This is a genomic window from Pseudomonas sp. GW821-FHT07B01 (assembly GCF_059419065.1).
This window is the reverse complement of sequence record NZ_JBWKRA010000004.1, coordinates 73,094-98,267: the sequence shown is the minus strand read 5'-3', so window position 1 is coordinate 98,267 and position 25,174 is coordinate 73,094. Positions and strand designations below refer to the sequence as shown.

The 25,174-nt window shown below is 61.7% G+C and carries 23 protein-coding genes; 9 read left to right on the top strand and 14 right to left on the bottom strand.

What is annotated here, in order from left to right; translation table 11 throughout:
* Window positions 1-13: 13 nt before the first annotated feature.
* Window positions 14-1,150: a TIGR03364 family FAD-dependent oxidoreductase gene (locus tag AC07S6_RS06245; protein WP_495111936.1), complete on the top strand. Its 1,137-nt coding sequence runs from the start codon at window positions 14-16 to the stop codon at window positions 1,148-1,150.
* Window positions 1,147-1,704 carry a phosphonate degradation HD-domain oxygenase gene (locus tag AC07S6_RS06240; RefSeq protein ID WP_038451874.1) on the top strand — a complete coding sequence of 186 codons (558 nt, stop codon included), beginning with the start codon at window positions 1,147-1,149 and terminating at the stop codon, window positions 1,702-1,704. The genes AC07S6_RS06245 and AC07S6_RS06240 overlap by 4 nt, the downstream gene beginning before the upstream one ends.
* Here the strand turns inward: AC07S6_RS06240 and AC07S6_RS06235 are convergent.
* Both AC07S6_RS06235 and AC07S6_RS06230 read right to left on the bottom strand, forming a co-directional pair.
* Entirely contained in the window at window positions 1,701-3,068 is a 1,368-nt protein-coding gene (locus tag AC07S6_RS06235) for a DUF3482 domain-containing protein (protein ID WP_073451818.1), read from the bottom strand. The two genes, AC07S6_RS06240 and AC07S6_RS06235, sit on opposite strands and share 4 nt — an antisense overlap.
* Window positions 3,061-4,440: a DUF2868 domain-containing protein gene (locus AC07S6_RS06230; RefSeq protein ID WP_495111935.1), complete on the bottom strand. Its 1,380-nt coding sequence runs from the start codon at window positions 4,438-4,440 to the stop codon at window positions 3,061-3,063. The genes AC07S6_RS06235 and AC07S6_RS06230 overlap by 8 nt, the downstream gene beginning before the upstream one ends.
* A 69-nt stretch (window positions 4,441-4,509) precedes the next feature.
* On the opposite strand from AC07S6_RS06230, the gene AC07S6_RS06225 reads away from it, so the two are divergent.
* Window positions 4,510-5,022, top strand: a complete 513-nt coding sequence (locus AC07S6_RS06225) for a dihydrofolate reductase (protein WP_019817767.1) — start codon at window positions 4,510-4,512, stop codon at window positions 5,020-5,022.
* 85 nt (window positions 5,023-5,107) lie between these two features.
* On the opposite strand, the gene AC07S6_RS06220 is transcribed toward AC07S6_RS06225, so the two are convergent.
* Window positions 5,108-6,499 carry an L-cystine transporter gene (locus tag AC07S6_RS06220; RefSeq protein ID WP_014720352.1) on the bottom strand — a complete coding sequence of 464 codons (1,392 nt, stop codon included), beginning with the start codon at window positions 6,497-6,499 and terminating at the stop codon, window positions 5,108-5,110.
* Window positions 6,500-6,741: 242 nt separating this feature from the next.
* On the opposite strand from AC07S6_RS06220, the gene AC07S6_RS06215 reads away from it, so the two are divergent.
* Window positions 6,742-7,803 (top strand): HAD family hydrolase, encoded by a 1,062-nt coding sequence (locus tag AC07S6_RS06215; protein WP_495111934.1) that lies wholly within the window; start codon window positions 6,742-6,744, stop codon window positions 7,801-7,803.
* A gap of 191 nt (window positions 7,804-7,994) precedes the next feature.
* Here AC07S6_RS06215 and ilvD read toward each other — a convergent pair whose 3' ends face one another.
* Window positions 7,995-9,836 (bottom strand): dihydroxy-acid dehydratase, encoded by a 1,842-nt coding sequence (gene ilvD / locus AC07S6_RS06210; protein WP_003195159.1) that lies wholly within the window; start codon window positions 9,834-9,836, stop codon window positions 7,995-7,997.
* Window positions 9,837-10,222: 386 nt separating this feature from the next.
* Between ilvD and AC07S6_RS06205 the strand changes: the two genes are divergently transcribed.
* A complete protein-coding gene (locus AC07S6_RS06205; protein WP_495111933.1) occupies window positions 10,223-10,681 on the top strand; it encodes an REP-associated tyrosine transposase in 459 nt (152 codons plus the stop codon).
* Window positions 10,682-10,810: 129 nt separating this feature from the next.
* Here AC07S6_RS06205 and AC07S6_RS06200 read toward each other — a convergent pair whose 3' ends face one another.
* Window positions 10,811-12,007: a class I SAM-dependent rRNA methyltransferase gene (locus tag AC07S6_RS06200; protein ID WP_003195152.1), complete on the bottom strand. Its 1,197-nt coding sequence runs from the start codon at window positions 12,005-12,007 to the stop codon at window positions 10,811-10,813.
* A gap of 277 nt (window positions 12,008-12,284) precedes the next feature.
* On the opposite strand from AC07S6_RS06200, the gene AC07S6_RS06195 reads away from it, so the two are divergent.
* Both AC07S6_RS06195 and mutM read left to right on the top strand, forming a co-directional pair.
* On the top strand, window positions 12,285-13,097 hold the full coding sequence (locus AC07S6_RS06195) for an HDOD domain-containing protein (RefSeq protein WP_172832678.1): 813 nt from the start codon (window positions 12,285-12,287) through the stop codon (window positions 13,095-13,097).
* Window positions 13,098-13,118: 21 nt separating this feature from the next.
* Complete coding sequence (gene mutM, locus AC07S6_RS06190; RefSeq protein WP_014720348.1) at window positions 13,119-13,931, top strand: bifunctional DNA-formamidopyrimidine glycosylase/DNA-(apurinic or apyrimidinic site) lyase; 813 nt, start codon at window positions 13,119-13,121, stop codon at window positions 13,929-13,931.
* Between the two features lie 123 nt (window positions 13,932-14,054).
* Here mutM and AC07S6_RS06185 read toward each other — a convergent pair whose 3' ends face one another.
* The 5 genes from AC07S6_RS06185 to AC07S6_RS06165 form a co-directional block, all read right to left on the bottom strand.
* A complete protein-coding gene (locus AC07S6_RS06185; RefSeq protein WP_003195146.1) occupies window positions 14,055-14,306 on the bottom strand; it encodes a YfhL family 4Fe-4S dicluster ferredoxin in 252 nt (83 codons plus the stop codon).
* A 162-nt stretch (window positions 14,307-14,468) separates the two neighbouring features.
* The gene (gene coaD, locus AC07S6_RS06180; RefSeq protein WP_003195136.1) at window positions 14,469-14,948 is read right to left on the bottom strand and encodes a pantetheine-phosphate adenylyltransferase; all 480 of its coding nucleotides are present in this window, start codon (window positions 14,946-14,948) and stop codon (window positions 14,469-14,471) included.
* Window positions 14,949-15,051: 103 nt separating this feature from the next.
* Entirely contained in the window at window positions 15,052-16,647 is a 1,596-nt protein-coding gene (locus tag AC07S6_RS06175) for a GMC family oxidoreductase (protein ID WP_495111932.1), read from the bottom strand.
* 53 nt (window positions 16,648-16,700) lie between these two features.
* A complete protein-coding gene (locus AC07S6_RS06170) occupies window positions 16,701-17,246 on the bottom strand; it encodes a hypothetical protein (RefSeq protein WP_020301931.1) in 546 nt (181 codons plus the stop codon).
* A 29-nt stretch (window positions 17,247-17,275) separates the two neighbouring features.
* Complete coding sequence (locus AC07S6_RS06165; RefSeq protein ID WP_495111931.1) at window positions 17,276-18,703, bottom strand: coniferyl aldehyde dehydrogenase; 1,428 nt, start codon at window positions 18,701-18,703, stop codon at window positions 17,276-17,278.
* A 145-nt stretch (window positions 18,704-18,848) separates the two neighbouring features.
* On the opposite strand from AC07S6_RS06165, the gene AC07S6_RS06160 reads away from it, so the two are divergent.
* Both AC07S6_RS06160 and AC07S6_RS06155 read left to right on the top strand, forming a co-directional pair.
* Entirely contained in the window at window positions 18,849-19,520 is a 672-nt protein-coding gene (locus tag AC07S6_RS06160; RefSeq protein WP_005792294.1) for a TetR/AcrR family transcriptional regulator, read from the top strand.
* A gap of 33 nt (window positions 19,521-19,553) precedes the next feature.
* Window positions 19,554-20,408: a sulfurtransferase gene (locus AC07S6_RS06155; RefSeq protein WP_197881951.1), complete on the top strand. Its 855-nt coding sequence runs from the start codon at window positions 19,554-19,556 to the stop codon at window positions 20,406-20,408.
* Between the two features lie 116 nt (window positions 20,409-20,524).
* On the opposite strand, the gene AC07S6_RS06150 is transcribed toward AC07S6_RS06155, so the two are convergent.
* The 4 genes from AC07S6_RS06150 to AC07S6_RS06135 all read right to left on the bottom strand — a co-directional run bounded on the left by AC07S6_RS06150 (window position 20,525) and on the right by AC07S6_RS06135 (window position 25,139).
* Window positions 20,525-21,523, bottom strand: coding sequence for a hydrolase (locus AC07S6_RS06150; protein WP_495111930.1), 999 nt, complete (start codon window positions 21,521-21,523; stop codon window positions 20,525-20,527).
* A gap of 160 nt (window positions 21,524-21,683) precedes the next feature.
* The gene (gene rsmD / locus AC07S6_RS06145; RefSeq protein WP_034128953.1) at window positions 21,684-22,301 is read right to left on the bottom strand and encodes a 16S rRNA (guanine(966)-N(2))-methyltransferase RsmD; all 618 of its coding nucleotides are present in this window, start codon (window positions 22,299-22,301) and stop codon (window positions 21,684-21,686) included.
* Window positions 22,301-23,791, bottom strand: a complete 1,491-nt coding sequence (locus AC07S6_RS06140; protein WP_057976460.1) for a M16 family metallopeptidase — start codon at window positions 23,789-23,791, stop codon at window positions 22,301-22,303. The genes rsmD and AC07S6_RS06140 overlap by 1 nt, the downstream gene beginning before the upstream one ends.
* The gene (locus AC07S6_RS06135; RefSeq protein WP_003195117.1) at window positions 23,784-25,139 is read right to left on the bottom strand and encodes a M16 family metallopeptidase; all 1,356 of its coding nucleotides are present in this window, start codon (window positions 25,137-25,139) and stop codon (window positions 23,784-23,786) included. Before AC07S6_RS06135 ends, AC07S6_RS06140 begins: the two co-directional genes overlap by 8 nt.
* Between the last annotated feature and the right edge of the window lie 35 nt (window positions 25,140-25,174).

The following is a 25,174-nucleotide window of genomic DNA, read 5'->3' as shown; positions in this document are numbered from 1 at the left end:
GGAAAATCATGTCATGACACAACACAGCGATTTACTGATCGTCGGCGCCGGCATCCTCGGCCTCTCCCACGCCTATGCCGCCGCCAGGCGCGGCCTCAAGGTCAAGGTGTTCGAGCGCAGCGCCATGCCATTGGGCGCCTCAGTGCGCAACTTCGGCCAGGCACTGGTCACCGGTCAACCACCAGGGCCAATGCTCGACCTGGCGCGGGAAAGCCGCGAAATCTGGGGCCAGTGGGCGCAAGCGGCGGGCCTGGCGCTCAAGCGCAATGGCTCCTACCTGTTCGCCCGCACCGAAGCCGAAGAGCATCTGCTCGAAGCCTTCTGCGCCGGGCGCGCGCGGGAGCACGGCTACAACGTCCAGCTGCTGCAAGGCGCTGCAATGAACGACCTGTACGCCGGCCAGTTCCGCCATCACCGCGCCGCCCTGCATGGCAAGGATGACCAGCAGTTGTACTCCCGCGAGGCGATCCCGGCGCTGATCCATTACCTGAGCCAGGCGCTTAACGTGGAGTTTCACTTCTCTACCTTGGTGCGCGAGGTTGAACCGGGCCAGTTGCACAGCACGGCAGGCCGCTTTCGCGGCGAGCAGATCATTGTTTGCTCCGGCCATGACTATCAAACCCTGCTGGCCGACGCCATCGCCGCGCTCAACCCGCAAACCTGTCGCCTGCAAATGCTGCGCGCCCGGCCGGTGCTCAACCTGAACCTGCAACATGCCTTACTCACCGGCTTAAGCTGCGTGCACTACGGCGCCTTTGCCGACCTGCCGGAAGCGGCCGCGGTGCAGGCGCAGATCTTGCGCGAAACGCCGTACCTGCACGAGCACGGCATTCACCTGTTGATCAGCCCTACGCCCCATGGCGAGTTGATCATCGGTGACTCCCACCATTACGACAGCGATCCGTCGCCCTTCAACGCCGAGCAGGTGGATGACTGGCTGATCGAACTGGCGCAACAGACCCTGGGTTGCAAGGTCCAGGTGGTGGAGCGCTGGCAGGGCGTCTACGGTTCGCGCGGGCCTGGGCCTTTTTCGTTTGTTCAGGCGGCACCTGGCGTCAGCGCTGCCTTGATGCACACCGGCGTAGGGATGAGCGTGGGGCCGGCGATGGCCGAGCGTAATATCAGCACACTGTGGGGCGCGACGCGATGAGCCCGGAACAGGCGATTGACCAGGTGTTTGGCTTGTACGAGCAACATGGCACGGCTGACTACATCGGGGAGCCGGTGTCGCAAATCGAGCACATGTCCCAGGCCGCGCAATTGGCCATGGCCGAAGGTTTTGACGACGAGGTGGTGCTGGCGGCGTTTTTCCACGACATCGGCCATCTCTGCGGCCAGGGCGGCGCGAACATGGGCGGTTATGGCGTGGTCAGCCACGAGCGGCTGGGCGCCGATTACCTGCGCCGAGCAGGCTTCAGCGAACGCCTGGCCAGGCTGGTGGAATACCACGTCCAAGCCAAGCGTTACCTGACCTTCAGCCAACCGGACTATTTCGCCCGCTTGAGCGAAGCCAGCCGTCGCACTCTGGCTTACCAAGGCGGCGTCATGAGCGCAGAAGAGGCTCGGACCTTTGAGCAAGACCCGTTGTATGCCGTGAGCTTGCGTATGCGCCACTGGGACGAGCAGGCCAAGCAAATGCAGGTGCCGGTGCTGGACCTTGAGGTGCTTAAGGCCAAGGCCCGGCAGGTGCTGATGACTGCTTAGGTCTCGTCGAGGCGCATGGCAAGGGCTTCGACCTGTTCTTGACGCTCGGCCTGGCTTAGTTTGGCGTGGGGATTGAGGGACGACCATTGCGGATAGGCGCGGGCCTTGTTCAAGGCGTCGGGCAGTTTGCCCTCGCGCCAGGTTTTGTCCTGGGGCGTGTCGACCTTGATGCTGTGCATTGCCGCATGGCCGCGCAGGTTCAGGGCCTTGAGCAACTGGCGCTGGCGCAGGGCGAGCAGGCGCAGCACGCTGTCATCGACGGTGAGTTCGCGTTGGCCCTTGATCTTGCCCATCAGGCGGCTGCCGTAGCTGCGCGCGGTTTGCAGCGCACCGCCGGCAATCGCGCCCGCCAGGGCAGCAGCGCCCAGCGTCAGGCCGCCGACCAGGAGGTCCACGCCCGCACCGGCGGCTGCGCCGGCGGCGATCCCGCCACCCACCCGCACGCCCAGTTGCTTGAGGGTTTCGGGGTTGAACAGGTCGTCGCCCCAGCGCCCATCCAGTAGCGGCAGGTCGCTGGCCGCCGCGTCCTGTGGGCGAAAGCCGTACAGCTTGAGCAGGGCATCAACACACTTTTGTTCCCGTTGGCGCACCGCTTTGCGCAAATCGCCGATGGCTTGCTGTTCATCTTCGGTGACGACATTGCGACGGCAGGCCGCGCAGTCGATCAACAGTTCGGCGATCAAGCGGGCGGCGCTTTGCTGGCGGGCCTGGCGCTGGGCTTCTTGATCGAGGATCAGGCGTTCCAACTGCGGCCGTGAGTTTTCCAGCAGCAGGGCCAGGCTTTCATACAGCCGGCGTTCGCCGTCTTCGGGCGGTGCCACGCTGTCGAAACGCACCAGCGCATGCAGGCCGAGGCGGGCCAGGGCTTCGCGCCAGTCCGGTTCACGGTGGTCGCTGCTGCTGACAAAGTTGAGCACCGGCAACAACGGCTTGCCGCAACTGGCCAGCACTTGCAGTTCGTCGCGGTACTTGGCCAGCACCGGCTCGCGAGCGTCGATCACGTACAGGCCGGCATCGGAGGCCAGCAACTGGCGCAGCACCTTGGCTTCCTGTTCGAAACGCTGGCGCGCCTCGCTGCCTTCCAGGAAACGCGCCAGCCGCGCAGGGCCATCCAGGCGTTCGCCGGGGCGGTCGAGGCGTTCCAGGTAATCGAGCAGGGCGATGGCGTCTTCCAGGCCGGGAGTGTCGTACAGCTCCAGCAAAGCTTCGCCATCTACCGATAGGCGTGCACCTTCCACGTGCCGCGTGGTGCTGGGGCGATGGGACACTTCGCCAAAGCCGACATCGCGGGTGAGGGTGCGCAACAATGAGGTTTTGCCCACGTTGGTATGGCCGACCACGGCGAGTTTCAGCGGTTTAGTCATGACCTGTCTCCAGCCAAGTGAGCGGCGCGCAATCGGCAAACGACACTTCAAGCTGTTGCAACGCGGCATGCCAGTCGCCCAGGCGCTCGGCGTCCAGCGCCTGGCCCGGTGGTGCCTGCAGCAGCCATACGCGGGTGTCGGTGGCGCTGCGTGCCAGCTCGGCGATCAGCGCCAGGCTGCCACGGTCGGGCGAGCGGCGCGGGTCACAGGCGATGGCCAGGCGCGCGGGAGGGAAACGGCTGAGTTGCTCCAGCAGTTTGTTGCGTGATTCGCGGCTGTCGAGGATGCCGGCGTTCTTGACGTTGGCAGGCAGTTTGGGGGGCCAAGGGTGTTGGTCGTCGAGTTCGATGGCGACCAGCAAGGCGCCATCACTCTCCAGCTCACTTGCGCCGCCGCTGATCGGGTGCAGGTGTTCGGGCGCCACATCGTTGACCCCCAGGCGCTCGCTGCTGGGCATCAGGCGTTCGCGCAGTTGGGCGTAACCGGGCAGGTTGAGGTCCAGGTGCAACGCTGCGCGCCCGCGTTTCCATCGCCACAGGCACAGCAAGGCAAGGATCAACCGCGGCAGCAGACCGTAGACCAGCAACACGCCCACCAGCCAGGCCGCCCAGGCCTGGCGGGCGCTTTCGATATTCAGCGCGGAGTCGCCGCTGGCGCGGATCATCTCCACGGTGGGCACATTGAAACCGAGCAGAGCCGGGAGTGTGCCGAGGGCCTGGGTCACGGCGACAAAGGTATCGGCGCCGAGAATGGTGGTTTCCCACACAAACCCGTAGCGGCGGGTGGCGAGCAGAGTCAGCAGGATCACCAGGGCGCTGAGCAAGGCCAGCAACCACAAGCTGTTGACCAGCGCACCCACCGCCCAGCGATTGAGTTTTTGCCGTTGCAGCAACAGCAACAACGCCGGGGCCAGTTGCGCGGCCTTGGCGTCACGGGCCAGTTTCTCGCTGAGCCACAACCACAGCCGGCCAAGGCTGGCGCTGTGTTCGCCGGCAAACAGCAGGCCCAGGGCCCAACTGATCAGCAAGATCAGGTTCAGGCCGAGCAGGCTGCCCAAGGCCCAGAACACATTCACCGGGGCCAGGCCATTACCCAGCGCGGCGAACGCCAAACCGGCGCCGCTGACGACGGCGACCGCCGCCAGTAACAACAGCGCCAGGCGTGCGCCTTGCAGCCAGCGGCTGAGCGCGGCGGCCAAACCATCGCGCTCGGCCAAGTGCAGCGCACGCTGCTGGATGCGCGTGGCCAGGTCGCCCCCGGCGGTGCGGGCCAAGCGGTTGGCTTCCAGGTCTTCCAGGGGGCCGGCGTGTTCTTCCCGCAGGCGCACGGTTTCTGTCAGCCAAAGTCTGTGCAGCGGGTTCAGTGCAGTCACGCGCCGTCCTGTCGTGTTGATGAGGTTGGAGCATAACCGCTGGCTCGCCGCTCTGGTATTCTCGTCGCCATGAAAAAAACTCTCCCCTTAAGCCTGATCGCAGCCCTCGGTGAAAACCGTGTGATCGGCGTCGACAACAGCATGCCCTGGCATTTGCCGGGGGATTTCAAATATTTCAAAGCCACCACCCTTGGCAAGCCGATCATCATGGGGCGCAAGACCTGGGATTCCCTGGGCCGACCGCTGCCGGGGCGCTTGAACCTGGTGGTCAGCCGTCAGACCGATCTTGTGCTGGAAGGTGCGCAAGTGTTTCCGTCACTGGACGCGGCGGTAGAGCGGGCTGAGGAATGGGCCAAGGCGCAAGGCGTGGACGAGCTGATGCTGATCGGCGGCGCGCAGTTGTATGCACAGGGGCTGGAACAGGCCGATCGCTTGTACCTGACCCGCGTGGCGCTGAGCCCGGAAGGGGATGCGTGGTTTCCAGAGTTTGATATGAACCAGTGGAAGCTGGTGTCGAATGTCGAGAATCCGGCTGAAGGTGATAAGCCGGCCTACAACTTCGAAGTGTGGGAAAAAGCCTAAAAGCATCGCAGGCAAGCCAGCGCCCACAGTTTGATGTGTGAATACATTCAAATGTGGGAGCTGGCTTGCCTGCGATAGCGGTCTATCAGACCTGCGCTAACTCGGCATGCTCATCGGCATCCAGCAAGGCCTTATCCGTCTGCCCCATGATCTGGCTGGTAATCGCACCCGCCGTCATCGAACCATTGACGTTCAACGCCGTGCGGCCCATGTCGATCAGCGGTTCCACGGAAATCAACAGCGCCACCAGTGACACCGGCAAGCCCATGGCCGGCAGCACGATCAGCGCGGCAAAGGTCGCACCGCCGCCTACGCCGGCAACGCCCGCCGAACTCAAGGTCACTATCGCCACCAGGGTCGCGATCCACAGCGGGTCCAAGGGGTTGATGCCCACAGTCGGCGCGACCATCACCGCCAACATCGCAGGGTAAAGACCGGCACAACCGTTCTGGCCGATGGTCGCGCCAAACGAGGCGGCGAAGCCGGCGATGGATTGCGGGATGCCCAGGCGACGGGTCTGCGCTTCAATGCTCAGCGGGATGCTTGCAGCGCTGGAACGGCTGGTAAAGGCAAAGGTCAGTACCGGCCACACCTTGCGGAAGAAGCGCAGCGGGTTGATCCCGGCCAGGGAAAGCAGCAGGCCGTGCACCACGAACATCAGGCCCAGGGCCAGGTACGACACCACCACGAAACTGCCCAGCTTGATGATGTCTTGCAGGTTGGAACCGGCGACCACTTTGGTCATCAGCGCCAGCACACCGTAGGGGGTCAGCTTCATCACCAGGCGCACCAGGCGCATCACCCAGGCTTGCAGGGTGTCGATGGCGTTAAGGACTTTCTGGCCTTTTTCCACGTCGTCCTTGAGCAGTTGCAGCGCGGCAACCCCAAGGAACGCGGCGAAAATCACCACGCTGATGATCGACGTCGGCTTGGCCCGGGCCAGGTCGGCGAACGGGTTGGCCGGTACGAACGACAGCAGCAACTGCGGGATATTCAGGTCGGCAACCTTGCCTGCGTAATCACTCTGGATCACTTGCAGGCGCGCCATTTCCTGGGTGCCGGCCACCAGGCCTTCGGCAGTGAGGCCGAACAGGTTGGTCAGGCCAATGCCGATCAGGGCCGCGATGGCCGTGGTGAACAGCAGCGTGCCGATGGTCAGGAAGCTGATCTTGCCCAGGGACGAGGCGTTGTGCAGGCGCGCCACGGCACTGAGGATTGAGGCGAATACCAGCGGGATCACGATCATTTGCAGCAGCTGCACATAGCCGTTGCCGACCAGGTCAAACCAGCCGATCGAAGCTTTGAGCACCGGGTTGCCGTCGCCGTAGATCGTATGCAACGCCGCACCGAACAGCACGCCAAGCACCAGGGCGAACAGCACCTTCTTGGCCAGGCTCCAGTTAGTACGGCGGGTTTGTGCCAGGCCCAGCAACAGGGCCACGAACACCAATAAATTGAGAATCAGGGGCAGATTCATTGAAGCTCCGTTGAGAAGGCAGCCAATCGCGTGAGCCTGCGATTGCGAACCGGGAAGCCTAACAGCTTGAAATATATTGATTTAATACCAATATGGAATGGCGACTGTCGTTTTTGGAATAAGCGTTTGACGCTCAGGCGTATGCCCTTGGCGCAATCGCGACGTCCGCGGTCGCGCTCGGGCGATAACTGTCATACGGATTTGTTAGCGTCGATGTCTTTCACTTGAGGGAGACAACGCCTATGAAGCTCGCGCCGAAACTACTGTTATCCGCCGCCTTTTGCCTCGGGCTCGCCAGCCAGGCGTTTGCCGCCACCGAGTTGAAACACTGGCCGGCACCTGCCGCCAAACAACTCAACGAAATGATCGCCGCCAATGCCAACAAGGGTAACTACGCGGTGTTCGACATGGACAACACCAGCTACCGCTATGACCTTGAAGAGTCGCTGCTGCCGTTCATGGAAAACAAGGGCCTGATCACCCGCGAAACCATGGACCCTTCGCTCAAGCTTATCCCCTTCAAAGACACCGCCGACCATAAGGAAAGTCTGTTCAGCTACTACTATCGCCTGTGCGAAGTCGACGACATGGTCTGCTACCCCTGGGTTGCGCAGATTTTTTCCGGCTTCACCCTCAAGGAACTCAAAGTGCAGGTCGACGAGCTGATGGCCTCCGGCAAGCCCGTGCCGGTCAGCTATTTCGAAGGCGACGTGGTGAAAAAAACCGAGGTACAGCCGCCGAAAGTTTTCACCGGCCAGGCCGAGCTGTACAACAAACTGATGGAAAACGGCATCGAGGTCTATGTGATGACCGCCGCGTCCGAGGAGCTGGTGCGCATGGTCGCGGCTGATCCGAAGTACGGCTACAACGTCAAACCCGAGAACGTCATCGGCGTGACCACCTTGCTCAAGGATCGCAAGACCGGCGAGCTGACCACCGCACGCAAACAGATCACTGCTGGCAAGTATGACGAGAATAGCAACCTCGGCCTGGAACTGACCCCCTACCTGTGGACCCCGGCGACCTGGATGGCCGGCAAGCACGCGGCGATCCTAACCTACATCGACGAATGGAAAAAACCAGTGATTGTCGGCGGTGACACACCGACCAGCGACGGCTACATGCTGTTCCACGATGTGGACGTGGCCAAGGGCGGCGTCCACCTGTGGATCAACCGCAAAGACAAGTACATGACCCAACTCAACGGCATGATCGCCAAGCACGCGGCGGCGCAAGCCAAGGAAGGGCTACCGGTGACGGCGGACAAGAACTGGGTGATCGTGAAACCGGAGGAGATTCAGTAAAGAGCCTTAAGTCGAAGTGCAGTCACTGTGGGAGCTGGCTTGCCTGCGATGCACACACCTCGGTACTTCATATACTCCGAGGTGATGCAATCGCAGGCAAGCCAGCTTCCACATTTGATCTCCAATGTCTTGGGGATTTTCTGCAGACAAAAAAAGCCCCGCACCTGGCGGGGCTTTTTTATGCGCGGGGCTTACAGGCCGTCGAGCATGGCTTTGTTGCGTACCGCACCTTTGTCGGCGCTGGTGGCCAACAACGCGTAGGCCTTCAACGCGGTGGTGACTTTACGCGGACGCTTCTCCACCGGCTTCCAGCCTTTCTTGTCCTGCTCAACCCGGCGTGCCGCCAGTTCTTCATCGCTGATCAACAGGTTGATCGAGCGGTTTGGAATGTCGATCAGCACCTTGTCGCCATCCTGCACCAGGCCAATCGCGCCGCCGGCAGCAGCTTCCGGGGAAGCGTGGCCGATGGACAGGCCCGACGTGCCGCCGGAGAAACGGCCGTCGGTCAGCAGGGCGCAGGCTTTGCCCAGGCCTTTGGATTTCAGATAGGACGTGGGGTAAAGCATCTCCTGCATACCCGGGCCGCCTTTAGGGCCTTCGTAGCGGATGATCACGATATCGCCTTCCTTGACTTCGTCCGCGAGGATGCCGCGTACCGAGCTGTCCTGGCTTTCGTAGATCTTGGCGCGGCCTTCGAAGACGTGGATGGACTCATCCACGCCCGCCGTTTTCACCACGCAGCCATCCAGAGCGATGTTGCCGTACAGCACGGCCAGGCCGCCTTCTTGCGAGTAGGCGTGCTCGACACTGCGGATGCAGCCGTTTTCACGGTCGTCGTCCAGGGTGTCCCAGCGGGTCGACTGGCTGAACGCGGTCTGGGTGGGGATACCGGCCGGGCCGGCCTTGAAGAAGGTGTGCACGGCTTCGTCGTCGGTCTGGGTGATGTCCCATTTGGCGATGCCTTCGGCGATGGACTTGCTGTGCACGGTTGGCAGGTCGGTATGCAGCAGGCCGCCACGAGCCAGGGAGCCGAGGATCGAGAAGATCCCGCCGGCGCGGTGCACGTCTTCCATGTGGTACTTCTGGATGTTCGGCGCGACCTTGCACAGTTGCGGCACGTGACGGGACAGGCGGTCGATGTCGCGCAGGTCGAAATCGATCTCGGCTTCCTGGGCGGCGGCCAGCAGGTGCAGGATGGTGTTGGTGGAACCGCCCATGGCGATGTCCAGGGTCATGGCGTTTTCGAACGCCTTGAAGTTGGCGATATTGCGCGGCAACACCGACTCATCGTTCTCGCCGTAGTAACGCTTGCACAGCTCGACGATGGTACGGCCGGCCTGCAGGAACAACTGCTCACGGTCGCTGTGAGTGGCCAGTGTGGAACCGTTGCCCGGCAAGGCGAGCCCCAGGGCTTCCACCAGGCAGTTCATCGAGTTGGCGGTGAACATGCCGGAGCACGAACCGCAGGTCGGGCAGGCGCTGCGCTCGTATTCGGCGACCTTCTCGTCAGAAGCGCTGGAATCGGCGGCGATCACCATGGCGTCGACGAGGTCGAGGCCGTGGGAGGCGAGTTTGGTCTTGCCGGCTTCCATCGGCCCGCCGGAGACGAAGATCACCGGGATGTTCAGGCGCAAGGCAGCCATCAACATGCCGGGGGTGATCTTGTCGCAGTTGGAGATGCACACAATGGCGTCGGCGCAGTGGGCGTTGACCATGTACTCCACGGAGTCAGCGATGATCTCGCGGCTCGGCAGGGAATACAGCATGCCGTCATGGCCCATGGCGATGCCGTCGTCCACGGCGATGGTGTTGAATTCTTTAGCCACGCCACCGGCGCGTTCGATCTCGCGGGCGACCAGTTGGCCCAGGTCCTTGAGGTGGACATGGCCCGGCACGAACTGGGTGAAAGAGTTGGCAATCGCGATGATCGGCTTCTTGAAGTCGTCATCTTTCATCCCCGTGGCACGCCACAGTGCGCGCGCACCGGCCATGTTGCGGCCGTGGGTGGATGTTTTCGAGCGGTAATCAGGCATTGGAGCACTCCGGGCGGCTAATCAAGTACTAAAGGGGAGTGAGCTTCTAATTGACGACTGGAACACTCAGAAAATGGCCGTGTGTCCGGAAGTTGCCACTCGCGTCGCGGGATCGCCGCTTGCTTGGGCCTCGAGCTCATAAACCCGCCGGGGGATGACTGGCGATGAATAGGGCCGATTCTACACCGACTTCTTGTAGGAGCGAGCTTGCTCGCGAAAATCGTCAACGATGACGCAGTGCTATCAGGTGGACCGGGGTGACTATTCGTTTTTCGCGAGCAAGCTCGCTCCTACAACGGCAAGACATATCTGGAACCACTGTTTAAGGCCTCGCTGGCGCGCTGGCTCCTACCGTTTATCTTCCAATCACAGAAGAGGACGAAGGAATGTCCACCCAGCAAAATGCTCATCGACTGCGTAAAGGGCGCTATTCAGAATCGGGCCGTATCTACTTGCTAACGGCTGTCACCCATCAACGGCAACACATTTTTCAAGACTGGCTTATCGGTCGCTTGCTGGTCCGCGAATTCAGAAAGGCTCAGGAAGAAGGAGATGCAACATCATTAGCCTGGGTGGTCATGCCCGATCATTTCCACTGGCTGGTGGAATTGCACAACGGCGATTTGCCCAGGCTCATGCAGCGAACCAAATCGCGAAGTGCCCGTGCAGTCAATAAGGCAAGACAGTCCTTCGGAGTGCTTTGGCAAAAAGGCTATTTCGACCGAGCGCTGCACCGTGGGGAAGACTTGAAGGCAATGGCTCGCTACATCGTCGCAAACCCCTTGCGCGCAGGCTTGGTCGAGCACATTGGCCAATACCCACTATGGGACGCCATCTGGCTATAAGGCTCCCTTCCCTGTAGGAGCGAGCTTGCTCGCGAAGATCGACAACGATAACGCAGCGCTATCAGGTAGCCCGTGGGGTCTATTCGTTCTTCGCGAGCAAGCTCGCTCCTACGAAGGGGTCGGTTTTAATCAGCTATTGGGCAACAACCGGCACGTAATGCTCTTGATATAGCGCGTTTCGGCAATCGCCGGGTGCACCGGGTGGTCCGGGCCCTGGCCGCCGCGTTCGAGCATCTGGATATTGCGGTCCAGGTGGCGGGCGCTGGTCAGCAGGATGTTCTGCAGATCGTCTTCCGGCAGGTGCATCGAGCACGACGCGCTGACCAGGATGCCGTCCTTGCTGAGCAGGCGCATGGCTTGCTCGTTGAGGCGGCGGTAGGCGCCTTCGCCGTTTTTCATGTCTTTTTTGCGTTTGATGAAGGCCGGTGGGTCGGCGACGATCACGTCGAAGCGTTCTTCGCTGGCTTTCAGTTCTTTAAGCGCTTCAAAGACGTCGCCTTCGATACAGGTCATCTTCTCGGCAAAGCCGTTCAGCGCGGCGTTGCGCTCTACGCCGTCGAGGGCGAAGGCCGAAGCGTCGACGCAGAACACTTCACTGGCTCCGAAGGCTGCAGCCTGCACGCCCCAGCCGCCGATGTAGCTGTACAGGTCCAGTACTCGCTTGCCCTTGGCATACGGGGCCAGGCGGGCGCGGTTCATGCGGTGGTCGTAGAACCAGCCGGTTTTCTGGCCCTGGATCACCGGGGCTTCGAACTTGACGCCGTTCTCTTCCAGCGCCACCCACTCCGGCACCAGGCCGAATACGGTTTCGACGTAGCGGTTGAGGCCTTCGGCGTCGCGTGCGGCGGAGTCGTTCTTGAACAGGATGCCGCTGGGCTTGAGCACCTGGGTCAGCGCGGCGATCACATCTTCTTTATGCGCTTCCATGGTCGCCGAGGCGATCTGTACCACCAGGATGTCGCCGAAACGGTCGACCACCAGGCCCGGCAGCAGGTCGGAATCACCGTAGACCAGGCGGTAGAACGGCTTGTCGAACAGGCGGTCACGCAGGGACAGCGCGACGTTGAGGCGGTGCACCAGCAGCGACTTGTCCAGCGGCAACTTGATGTCGCGCGACAGCAGGCGGGCGCAGATCAGGTTGTTCGGGCTCATGGCCACGATGCCCAGGGTCTTGCCGCCGGCCGCTTCCAGGATAGCCTGGTCGCCTGCCTGGAAGCCGTGGAGTGGGGTGGCGGCCACGTCGATTTCGTTGCTGTAGACCCACAGGTGGCCGTTGCGCAAACGACGATCGGCGTTGGCTTTGAGACGCAGGCTTGGCAGGGACATGACGTCGCTCCGGAAAAAAGAGCGGGAGTATACCCTTTGCGCACTCTTTCATGTGGGAGCTGGCTTGCCTGCGATGCGGGCGGCGCGGTGTATCAGACGTACGGTGGTGAGGCTATCGCAGGCAAGCCAGCTCCCACATTCGATCGGGTTTCACTTGGGTTTTTGGGTGTCGGCCACATCGGCATAAGGGGTAGAATTCGCGCCTAGCCCAGAGTGTGTACTTATGTCCCAAGAGCTTTCCCCCGAGCAGATCCAACAGGCCCTGCAAGGCATCAGCGTGCCGCCTCAACCGCAAATCATGGTGGATTTGCAGATGGAGCAGTATATGCCCGACCCGGACCTGGAAGTGATTGCAAGGTTGATCTCCCAGGACCCGGGCTTGTCCGGTGCACTGCTGAAGATCGTCAATTCGCCGTATTACGGCCTGAGCAATAAGATCGCTTCGATCCAGCGTGCGGTGAACCTGCTGGGCAGCCGTTCGATCATCAATTTGATCAACGCGCAGTCGATCAAGGGTGAGATGTGCGACGACACCATCGTCACCCTCAACCGCTTCTGGGACACCGCCCAGGATGTGGCCATGACCTGCCTCACCCTGGCCAAGCGCACCGGTTCCCAGGCCGTGGACGAAGCCTATGCCTTGGGCCTGTTCCATGATTGTGGCGTGCCGCTGATGCTCAAGCGCTTTCCCAATTACATGGCGGTGCTGGAAGAGGCCTACGCCAATGCCGCCCCGGATTGCCGCGTGGTCGACACCGAAAACAAAGCGTTCCACACCAACCATGCGGTAGTCGGCTACTACACCGCCAAGTCCTGGCGCCTGCCGGAGCATGTCACCGACGCCATCGCCAATCACCATAACGCCCTGGCGATTTTCAGCGATGAGACGTCGCGCAACCCACAGCTCAAGAACCTGCTGGCCATTTTGAAGATGGCCGAGCATATCTGTTCGTCCTATCGCGTACTGGGCAATCAGCCAGTGGATCACGAGTGGAATGCCATCGGCCATCTGGTGCTGGATTACGTGGGCCTGTCGGACTACGACTTCGAGAGCCTGAAGTTGTCGATCCGCGAACTGGGCGCGCACTGACCCGTCATTCAAGAGGTACATATGCCCGAGTTACCAGAAGTCGAAACCACCCGACGCGGCATTGCCCCGCACCTGGAAGGCCAGCGCGTCAGCCGCGTGGTAGTGCGTGAGCGGCGCCTGCGCTGGCCGATTCCGGAAGATCTGGATGTGCGCCTGTCAGGGCAGCGCATCGTGCTGGTGGAGCGCCGGGCCAAATACCTGTTGATCAATGCCGAAGTGGGCACCTTGATCAGCCACCTGGGCATGTCGGGCAACTTGCGCCTGGTGGAAGTCGGCATGCCCGCGGCCAAGCATGAGCACGTGGATATCGAGCTGGAATCGGGCATGGCCCTGCGCTACACCGACCCGCGGCGCTTCGGTGCGATGCTCTGGAGCCACGACCCGCACAACCATGAGCTGCTGATGCGGCTGGGGCCGGAGCCGTTGACCGACCTGTTTGATGGCGAGCGCTTGTTCCAGCTGTCTCGCGGTAAGTCCATGGCGGTGAAGCCGTTCATCATGGACAACGCGGTGGTGGTGGGCGTGGGCAATATCTATGCGACCGAGGCGCTGTTTGCAGCGGGGATTGACCCACGCCGCGCCGCTGGCGGGATTTCACGCGGGCGATATTTGAAGCTGGCGATTGAAATCAAGCGGGTGCTGGCTGCTGCCATCGAGCGGGGCGGCACCACGTTGCGGGACTTTATCGGCGGCGATGGGCAGCCGGGGTATTTCCAGCAGGAACTGTTCGTGTATGGCCGGGGCGGCGAGGCATGCAAGGTCTGCGGCACTGAGCTGCGCAATGTGGTGCTGGGGCAGCGGGCGAGTGTGTTTTGCCCCAGGTGTCAGAGCTGATTGCTGGGTGAAGGCTGATATTGCTATCGCAGGCAAGCCAGCTCCCACATTTGAATGTATTCATATATCCAGGTGTGGGAGCTGGCTTGCCTGCGATGAGGCCCTTACGGGCAATGAAGAGGCTTAGGCCTTACCGGTAATCTTGCGGTACTTCTCCATCAACTGCTCTTCAGTCTCAGGGTGTGCCTCGTCCAGCGGAATGCAATCCACCGGGCATACCTGCTGGCACTGCGGTTCGTCGTAGTGACCGACGCACTGGGTGCACAGGTTAGGGTCGATCACGTAGATCTCTTCGCCCTGGGAAATGGCGGCGTTCGGGCACTCGGGTTCGCAGACGTCGCAATTGATGCAATCGTCGGTGATGATCAGGGACATGGAAACTCCTGCCAGGGCACTCTGCCAAGGCATCTGAAAACTAATGCGCGCAATTGTGCCGCATTGACGCCCGCAGTGCGAGCCTGTCTCTGTGGTGAGGGATGAAAGGATTGGGACTGCTGCGCAGTCCAGCGGGAGCAAGCTCCCTCGCCACAATGAGCCTTACTTCTTGAAGCGCAATGTCAGTGCGTCTGCTACAGCTGGATGCACGAACTTGGTGATATCTCCGCCCAAAGCAGCGATTTCACGAACCAACGTCGAGGAAATGAACGAATAACGCTCCGACGGCGTGAGGAACAGGCTTTCCACGTCCGGCGCCAATTGGCGGTTCATGTTGGCCAGCTGGAATTCGTATTCGAAGTCCGACACCGCACGCAGGCCACGCAGGAACACATTGGCGTTCTGCTCCTTGGCGAAATGCGCCAGCAATGTCGAAAAGCCCACTACTTCCACATTCGGCAGGTGCTTGGTGACCTCTTGCGCCAGCTCCACACGTTGTTCCAGGGGAAACAGCGGGTTTTTCTTGGGGCTGGCCGCGACCGCGATGATCACATGGTCGAACAGGCGAGAGGCGCGTTCGACCAGATCGCCATGGCCTTTGGTAATCGGGTCGAAGGTACCTGGGTACAACACTCGGTTCATCGCGTCGTCCTGGCGGAGTCCGTTGGGGAACCGGATGGTATCGCAGCATTACCGGTGGGCCAAGTCGACTTATGTAGATAGATACCGTGAATACCCTGTCTTTTCATGCCGTTTTCAGACGTTCGGCCAATGCGCTCGCCAGTTGCGCGGTCAGTCCGTACACCGACAATTGCGGGTTGGCGCCAATGCTGGTGGGGAACAGCGAGCCATCGTGGATCGACAGGTTGCGCAACTGATGATGGCGACCCAGGCTGTCGGCAACGGCATTTTTTGGGTCTTCACCCATGGCGCAACCGCCCATCACGTGGGCGCTGCCCAGGGTGGTGCGATGCAGTTCCAGGTTCAGACCGTCGATCACGCTGCGCGCTTCGGCCAAGTTGTTCACAAAGCGCGCGTCGTGATGCAGGGGCTTGACCGATTTGGCCCCCGCCGCGAACTGAATCTCGGCCATGCTGTGGAAGGCCCGGCGCAGGCCGTCCCAGGCGTAGGGCGAGACCTGATAGTCGAGCACTGGCGTGCCGTCACCGCGTAACTCCACCGTGCCGCCTGGGCTGTCGGGGTGAAAGCCGTCGCGCAGCAGGGCGAGCATGGCGTGGGTGTGGGGTAATTGGTTCATGTCCAAGGCGTTCTGGTTGCCATAGCCACCAAACAGGGTGCTTGCCAGGCCTGGATGCAGGGGCGGTGCTTCCAGTTTGTAGGACATTTTGCCGGTAGTGCCGTCCTGCCATTGGAAGTGGTCGGAGTAGATGGATTGCGGCGCACCGTAGAAGGGGTTGATCACCTCGTCGAACAGCCCGGCGGAGAAATTGACCAGGTGCAGGAAGGTGCGCTTGCCCAGCCGCGAGTGTGGGTCGGGCGCGTCGGAGCGCATCAGCAGGGCCGGGCTGTTGATGCCGCCGCCCGCCAGCACATAGTGCTTGGCTTTCACCCTGATCTTGCGCCCTGTTGGCGCTACGCAGCGTTCGTCCATGGCCACGCATTCGAGGCTGCTGATGGTGTCGCCGCTGTATGTGAGCCGTTCGGCGCGGGCCAGGTAAAGCAGTTCGCCGCCCTTTTCCAGGGTGGACGGGATGGTCGTCACCAGCATTGACTGCTTGGCGTTGACCGGGCAGCCCATGCCGCAATACCCCAGGTTGAAGCAGCCGCGCACATTGCGCGGGATCACATGCCAGCTGTAGCCGAGCTTTTCACAGCCTTTGCGGATCACATCGTTGTTGGCATTCGGCGGCAGCGCCCAGGGCGCGATGCCCAGGCGCTGTTCCATTTTTTCGAACCAGGGCGCCATTTCGGCGCTGCTGTGGCCTTTGACCGCATATTCGCTGGCCCAATGCGAGAGGGTAGCGTCAGGGGTGCGAAAGCTGGAGGTCCAGTTGATCAAGGTGGTACCGCCCACCGCCCGGCCCTGCAGGATGGTGATAGCGCCGTCCTTGCTCATGCGGCCGATGCCTTCCTGGTAAAGGCTGGCGTAGGCTTCGTCTTCCAGCAGCTTGAAATCACTACTGGTCTTGAGCGGGCCTTCTTCGATCAGCAACACTTTGTAGCCGGCGGCGCTGAGGATTTCGGCGGTGGTACCGCCCCCGGCGCCGCTGCCGATGATGGCGACATCCGCTTCCAGGGTCAGGTCGTGATCCAGGGCGGCGCCATTGTGGGTTTTCCAGCCACGGGCCAGGCCGTCGCGGAACAGATCGGGTACGGGCATAGGTGTGCTCTCTTATTCTTGTCGGAAGATGCAATCTTGGGGGATTGCCCAGGCTAGATCTTGGGCGGGCCGGGGTAGCCGCAATGGGCCCAGGACTCGGGCCGGAAGTACCAGGCCATGATCACCAGTTTGAGCAGCGAGCCCTGGCCCATGCGCAAAAGGTTCAGGTAACTGTTTTCCCAGCGGTGCAGGAAATTGCGGATCTGTTCGCTGCTGGCATTTTCCCAACTGCCCCAGATACCGGTCAGCGGGCCACGGGTGATGCCCATGCCCAGTACGTCGAATAATTGCTGGGTGAGCTTGAACATCTCGGGCGACAAGTGCTGCAGGCTGTAATCGAGCTTTTTCAGGGTGCCCTCAATACCTGCAAGCACTTGTTCGGCACTGGCCGCGCCTTCTAGCAGCACCGGGATCACCGCCCGCAAGAACGGCAAGTCGCTGGTGCGCAACATCGCAAAGCCGCTGGCCGGCGTACTGCTGGAGCAACCACTGAGGCTGGCGCCCAACCCGGCGGTGGCGAGGAAGGCGCTGGCACACAGGCCGATTTTCAAGACGCCGCGCCGTGACAGCGCGGGTGAATCAGTCAGGCTGGGGTTCATTGTTTTTATAGTCCCGAAGGTAGCGGTTATCAGCGGATAAACAGCTTCTGGATCAGCTTCTGGATCGACTTTCCATAGGGCGGGTAGATCAACTTCGCTGCGTTCAGGCGCTGTTTGACCAGCACACCCTTGGCCTTGCTGAACGTCAGGAAACCTTCGTGACCGTGGTAATGGCCCATGCCTGACGGGCCGATGCCACCGAACGGCATATCGTCCTGGGCGACGTGCAGCAAGGTGTCGTTCAGGCACACACCGCCGGAATGGGTTTCGTGGAGCACCCGCGCTTGTTCGCCTTTGTTGTAGCCGAAGTAATACAAGGCCAGTGGGCGAGGGCGCTGGTTGATGTAGGCAAAGGCTTGGTCAAGGCCGCGATACGGCACGATGGGCAGGAGCGGGCCGAAGATTTCGTCCTGCATCACGGTCATGTCGTCGCTGACATTCAACAGCAGGCTGTGGGCCATCCGCCGCGCCTGGCCTTGCTCGTACAGCGGGATCAAGGTGGCGCCTTTGTCGGTGGCGTCCTTGGCGTAGGCATTGAGCCGGGCCAGTTGGCGCTCGTTGATGATGGCGGTGTAGTCCGGGTTGTCGGCCAGCGTCGGATAAAACCCGCGCACGGCTTTGGAATAGGCCTCGACAAAGCCCTCCACGCGATCTTCCGGTACCAGCACATAATCCGGCGCCACGCAGGTTTGTCCGGCGTTCAAGGCTTTGCCGAAGGCGATGCGTTCGGCAGCATCCTTGAGCGGCACGTCGGCCGAGACAATGGCTGGCGATTTGCCGCCCAGCTCCAGGGTCACCGGCGTGAGGTTTTCGGCCGCCGCACGCATCACGTGCTTGCCTATGCTGGTAGCGCCGGTGAACAGCAGGTGATCGAAGCGCAACTTGGAAAACGCCATGCCCACGTCAGCTTCGCCCAGCACGACGCACACCAGGTCCTCGGGGAAGATCTTGGCCAGCAACGCCTTGAGCAGCTCACCGGTGGCCGGCGTGGACTCGCTGAGCTTGAGCATCACCCGGTTACCGGCAGCCAATGCCCCAACCAGCGGGCCGATGGCCAGGTAAAGCGGGTAGTTCCACGGCACGATGACGCCGACGACGCCCAGTGGCTGGTAAATGACTTTGGCTGAGGCGGGCTGGAAGGCAATGCCTACAGCGCGGCGGGAAGGTTTCATCCAGCCCTTGAGGTGTTTGCTCGCGTAGTGAATGCCATGCAGGCTAGGCATCAATTCGGCAAACAGGGTTTCGTCGGCGCTGCGATGGCTGAAATCCTGGCTGATCGCATTGATCAGCGCCTGGCGTTCGTCGCTCAGCAGATCCCGCAGAGCCTTGAGCCATTGCTGGCGCTGCCCGGCCGGCGGCATCGGGTTGGCGGCATAGGCGCGGCATTGGGCGTCGAACAGGTCCTGGAGTTGATCCAGCGCCTGGGAATCTTGCAGGTAGGCAACGTTGGCAGACATGGCGCGGCACCGATTGTTATTGGTCTGCCTGGATTTTTAGAGTCATTGCTCTAAATTGTCAAATAACATTGCAGTAACATCCAGATTTATCCTGGCCGGGTTAGGCCGTAAGATGCCCCATCCCGTGTATAGAAGCTGATCCCCTATGGCACCACGAGTAAAGACCAGCGAGCGCATTGTGCAAACCAGCCTGGAGCTTTTTAACCAGCAGGGCGAGCGCAGTGTCAGTACTAACCACATTGCCGCCCACATGGAAATTTCCCCGGGCAACCTGTACTACCACTTCCCTAACAAGCAGGCGATCATCGCCGTGCTGTTCCGCGAATATGAAGCGTTGGTAGACAGTTTCCTGCGCCCACCCCAGGGACGCACGATGGTGGTGGAGGATAAACGCTTTTACCTGCAAGCCGTATTGGCTGGCATGTGGCGTTATCGCTTCCTGCATCGCGACCTCGAACACCTGCTGGAGAGCGACCCGGAACTGGCGACCGGCTACCGGCGTTTTTCCCAGCGTTGCCTGATCCAGGGCGGCGCGATCTACCAGGGCTTTGTCGATGCCGGCATTCTCAATATGGACCCGGTGCAAACAGAAGCCCTGACCCTGAATGCGTGGATCATCCTCACCTCGTGGGTGCGCTTTTTGTGTACCACCAATGAAAAATCCACCCACCTGAGCGCCGAGGCGATCAAGCGTGGGGTCTATCAGGTGCTGGTGCTGGAGGCGGGGTTTGTCACGCCACAGGCCAAAGAGGCGGTGGACGCCTTGTTCAAAGAGTTTTACGTGCCGTTGAATCAGGCACTGGAAGAAGTGAAGTAAGACCTTTCCCCTTTGTATTCACAGGAGTCAGTCATGCCGCTTGCCCAACTGATCAGCCCCCAGCAATTGGCCGAGCGCCAACAGTCGAGCGGGTGGGTGATCCTGGATTGCCGCTTTGCCCTGGAAGACCCCGACTATGGCTTGTGCAGTTACGCCGAAGGGCATATCGAGGGCGCGCAATACGCCGACCTGGAGCGCCACCTGAGCGGCCCGGTGACCAAGGGCGTGACCGGTCGTCATCCTTTGCCGGCGGCGGACACGTTCGCCAGGCAACTGCGGGCCTGGGGTATCAGTGCCGACACCGATGTGGTGCTGTATGACGACGGCCCCGGAGCCTACGCCGCCCGTGCCTGGTGGTTGCTGGCCTGGCTGGGCAAGCGTGATGGCGTGTTCATTCTGGATGGTGGCCTCAAGGCCTGGCATGCCGCCGGTTTCCCCCTGAGCCTGGACGCGCCCGTGGTTGAGCCAGGTACCTTCGCCGGTACGCCGGATCATCGTCTGTTGCTGGATGCCGAACACCTGCAAAAACGCCTGGGCCAACCCGGCCTGACCTTGATCGACGCCCGCGCCCAGCCGCGCTTTCGTGGCGAAGTAGAACCCATCGACCCGATTGCCGGGCATATCCCTGGCGCGCAATGCGCGGCGTTCAGTGAAAACCTGGGCAGTGATGGTCGTTTCTTGCCGGCTGATCAGCTCAAGCAACGCTTTGCCGCGCAGTTGCAAGGGCGCCCGGCTCAGGAGCTGGTGGCGTATTGCGGGTCTGGGGTGACGGCGTGCCATAACCTGTTTGCGTTGAGCCTGGCGGGGTACCCGTTGGGCAAGTTGTATGCGGGGTCGTGGAGTGAGTGGATTACCGATCCAGCCCGGGAAATTGCGAAGGGCGACTAAACGATAGGTGTGAGCACTTCATGAAAGTGTGGGAGCTGGCTTGCCTGCGATAGCAGAGTGTCAGCCACCTCAACGTTGGCTGGCCCACCGCTATCGCAGGCAAGCCAGCTCCCACACTATTGACCGTATTGGGTCTGGAGCCATTGCGGGATCCGGCGCTCCAGATAGTAACCAGGACGCTTCAGCGAACCCTCCACAAACCCCACATGCCCGCCCTTGGCCAGCAACTCGAACTCGGTGCAGGCCGACAGCTCACTGGCGTCAGGCAAGCTGTGCGCAAACACAAACGGATCATCAGCCGCCTGGATAATCAGCGTCGGCGTGCGGATACCGCCCAGGTAATAGCGACTGGAGGCGCGGCGATAGTAATCCTCGGCACTCAAGAAACCGTGCAGCGGCGCGGTTACCCGCCCGTCGAAGTCCCAGAACGTGCGCATCTTTTCCAGAGAGCCAAGGGCCTCCAGGGTTTTGAGCCCATCCTCACGACCGTCCTGCAGGAATTGGCGTTGCTTGACGCGGATATACGCCAGCATCTCGCGCATGAAGTGCTTCTGATACACCCGCGAGAACCCCAGCCCAATGCGATCTGCGCATTGATCCAGGCGAAACGGCACCGACACCGCCGCCGCGCCCTGCAGCCCTGAAGCCTCGCCGGTTTCCCCCAAATGCTTGAGCAACACATTGCCGCCCAGGGAGTAACCCACCGCGTACAAGGGCGCCAAAGGCCGCTTGGCGCGCAGATGAGCAATCGCGGCTACCAAGTCTTCGCTGGCGCCGGAGTGATAGCTGCGAGCCAGCAGGTTGGGCTCGCCCGAGCAGCCGCGCCAGTTCAACGCAGCACTGGCCCAGCCTTGGGTGGCGAGGACTTTTTGCAGGCCGGCCACATAGGGCGAATTGGACGAACCGGTCAGCCCATGCAACACCAGCACCAAAGGCGCTTGCACGTCATGAGGCCCGTGCCAGTCGAGATCGAGGAAGTCGCCATCCTCCAGCCACAGGCGCTCACGCTGACGCTCGAGGTGGGTGGTCGGCCGCCACAGCGGCCCCCACAGTGTCTGCAAGTGAGGGTTGCCGAGGCCGAAGGCGGGTTTGAACAGGTCGCAAGAAGGGGTCATGACGCTCTCGGTGGCAAGTGAACTCACTGTGGCGAGCGAGCTTGCTCGCGCTGGGCCGCGTAGCGGCCCCATCAAGAACACTGCGTTTATTCAGTCGGAACACCTTGGCAGGTTTCAGGGCCGCTTCGCAGCCCAGCGGGAGCAATCTCTAGCCACACGATCAGGCGGCGTTTTCGACCAAACGATGCCACAACGCGTAATACACCCGCCCGGACTTCTGCTCCCGGTGCAGGCGCCAGCCACTTGGCAGGCCGAGCGTGGAGGGCGCGGTCTCGCTCTCAGTGTAGATCCAGGCATCCGGTGCCAGCCACTGGCGTTCTTCCAGCAGTGTGCAGACGGTCGGCAGCAGGTTCTGGTTGAACGGTGGATCGAGGAACACTACGTCGTATTCAGTGGCCGCCTGGGTTTCCAGGTAGCGCAGCGCGTCGGCCGTCTGCACCTGGCCGGTGGTGCAACGCAGCGTGCCCAGGTGCTCCTTGAGGCTGGACACCGCCACATTGCTGGCGTCCAGCGCCTGGCCCTGGGCCGCGCCACGGGACAGCGCCTCCAGGAACAGCGCGCCGCTGCCGGCGAACGGGTCCAGCACTTTGGCCCCGCCTATGTACGGCGCGAGCCAGTTGAACAGGGTTTCACGCACGCGATCGGGCGTCGGGCGCAGGCCCACGACGTCGGGGAAGCTCAGCTTGCGGCTGCCCCATTCACCGCCAATGATGCGCAGTTGGCCCACACCGTTATGCACGTTGTGGACAGGTTTTTTCGGGCGAGATGAACTGGCCATTAATGCTCCGGAACCCCGAGCGGCTGCTCGGCAGGTTTATCAGTGGGGGGCGGTAGTGGCTTTTGCGCAATCGTCGGGCCGGCGGTCACGATGACCATCTTGTCGGCGCTCAAGTGTTTGTTCATTGCAGCCTTGACCTGATCGACGGTCAGGGCCTGGGATTGTTTCATGAAATCTTCCAGATAGCTCAGCGGCAGGTTGTAGAAACCCATGGCGCCCAACTGCCCGACGATATCGGCGTTGCTGGCGGTGGACAGCGGGAAGCTGCCGGCCAGTTCGCGCTTGGCGTCGTCCAGTTCTTTTTGTGTTGGGCCGTTCTTGAGGTAATCAGCCAGTACATCCTCAACCAGGCGCAGGGTGCCGCCGCTCATTTCGGCGCGGGTCTGCAGGTTGATCATGAACGGGCCGCGCACCTGCATCGGTGAGAAACCGGAGTACACGCCGTAGGTCAGGCCGCGTTTTTCACGCACCTCGCTCATCAAACGGGTACCGAAGCCGCCGCCGCCAAGGATCTGGTTGCCCAGGGACAAGGCTGCGTAGTCCGGGTCGGCGCGGTCGATGCCCAATTGCGCAAACAGCAGGTGGGTTTGCTTGGACGGAAACTCGATACGGCTCAGGCCGGCTTTTGGCTCGGTCGGTTGAGCGATCTTGACCATGGCCGGGCCTTTGGGCAGCGATGCCGACACTTTGGCCGTCATGGCCTCGGCTTCTGCACGGGTCAGGTCGCCGACGACCGCAATCACCGCATTACCCGCCGCATAGGCTTTGGCATGGAACGCCTGCAACTGCGCCAGGGTAATCTTCGGCACGCTCTCGGGGGTGCCTTCGCTCGGATGCGCGTAAGGATGGTCGCCGTACAGACGCTTGAACAGCTCGATGCTCGCCAGTTTGCCGGGGTTCTGCTTCTGATACTCGAAGCCGGCCAGGATCTGGTTCTTGATGCGTGCCAGAGAGTCTGCCGGGAACGTCGGCTGGCCAATCACCTGGTCGAACAGGGCCAGGGCGGCGGTGCGCTTATCGTTGTCGCTCAGGCTGCGCAGGGTCACCAGCGCCATGTCACGGTAGGCGCCGTTGCCAAAGTCGGCTCCCAAGCCTTCGAACCCGCTGGCGATCTGGCTGACATCCTTACCCGGCACGCCTTCGTTGAGCATGGCGTTGGTCATCAGCGCCAGGCCTGGCACGTCGCCATCTTGGCTGCTGCCGGCGGCGAACAGCAGGCGCATGTCGAACATCGGCAGTTCATGGGCTTCGACGAACAGCACCTTGGCGCCTTCGGCGGTGGTCCAGGTTTGTACGTCGAGCTTGCGGTTGGTCGGTGCCTTGCCATCCAGTTCCGCCAGGGACTGCAGGGTGCTGGCCGTTTGAGCCTTGTCCAGGGCCTGGCTGGCGACCGACTCGCTGGGGCGCAAGAAGTAAACGGCGCTGGCCGCCATCAGGGTGACGGCGATCAGGCCGGGCAGGATCAGGCGGCTGTTTTTGCGATCACTCATGAGCGGTCTCCTCTGGCAAAACATGGGCGACGCTCAGACGTTCGCGGGTGAAATAAGTGCGTGCGGCCTTCTGGATGTCTTCTGGGGTCACGCTTTGCAGGTCGGCAAGCTCGGTGTCCATGAGTTTCCAGGACAGGCCGACGGTTTCCAGGGAGCCGATGGCCGTGGCCTGGCTGGTGATGGAATCACGTTGGTACACCAGGCCGGCAATCACCTGGGCACGGATGCGCTCCAGTTCTTCGGCGGTCGGCGGCTTGGCCTTCAACTCATCGAGCAGGCGCCACAGGCCGGCTTCGGCCTGGGCGACGGTTTTCTTCTTCTGCTGGTTCGGCGTGGCCGAGAGCGTAAACAGGCTGTCGCCACGGGTGTAGGCGTCGTAGTTGGTGGAAGCCGCGGACACCAGCTCTTCACCGCGTTCCAGCTGCTCGGAGATCCGTGCACTGTAGCCGCCGTCCAGCAGGGCCGAGATCAGGCGCAGGGCTTGCACCGAACGTTTGTCTTCAGCGGTGGCCAGGCCGGGCACGTTGAAGCCCAGGAACACGCTCGGCAGTTGGGTCTGCACGTGCAGGGTTAGCAGGCGCTCGCCGGGCTCGGCCAGTTCCATCGGGATTTTTGCCGGCGGCACGTCACGCTTGGGGATCGGGCCGAAGTAACGTTGGGCGAGGTTTTTCACCTCGTCCGGGGTCACGTCGCCGACCACCACCAGGGTGGCGTTGTTCGGCACGTACCAGGATTGGTACCAGTGGCGCAGTTCCTCGACCTTCATGCGGTCCAGGTCGGCCATCCAGCCAATGGTCGGCGTGTGGTAGCCACTGGCCGGGAACGCCATGGCCTTGAAGCGCTCGAACGCCTTGGACATGGGGTTATCGTCGGTGCGCAGGCGGCGTTCTTCTTTGATTACCTCGATTTCACGGCTGAACTCGTCGGCCGGCAGGCGCAGGCTGGCCATGCGGTCGGCTTCCAGCTCAAAGGCCACGCCCAGGCGATCACGGGCCAATACCTGGTAATACGCGGTGTAGTCGTCGCTGGTGAACGCGTTTTCTTCGGCGCCCAGGTCGCGCAGGATCAGCGAGGCTTCGCCGGGGCCAACCTTGGCGCTGCCCTTGAACATCATGTGTTCCAGAGCGTGGGACAAACCGGTCTGGCCCGGGGTTTCGTAGCTTGAGCCAACCTTGTACCAAACCTGGGAAACCACCACCGGCGCGCGATGATCTTCGCGCACGACCACCTTGAGGCCGTTATCGAGGGTGAATTCATGGGTGGGTTGTGGATCGGCAGCCAAAGCTGAGAGAGGCAGACAAACTGTGCTGAACAGCAGGCCTGCGGCGCGGCGGGCTAGAGCATTCATTCGTTTTTAAACCTGTTGGGCTGCCCGCTTGGTCT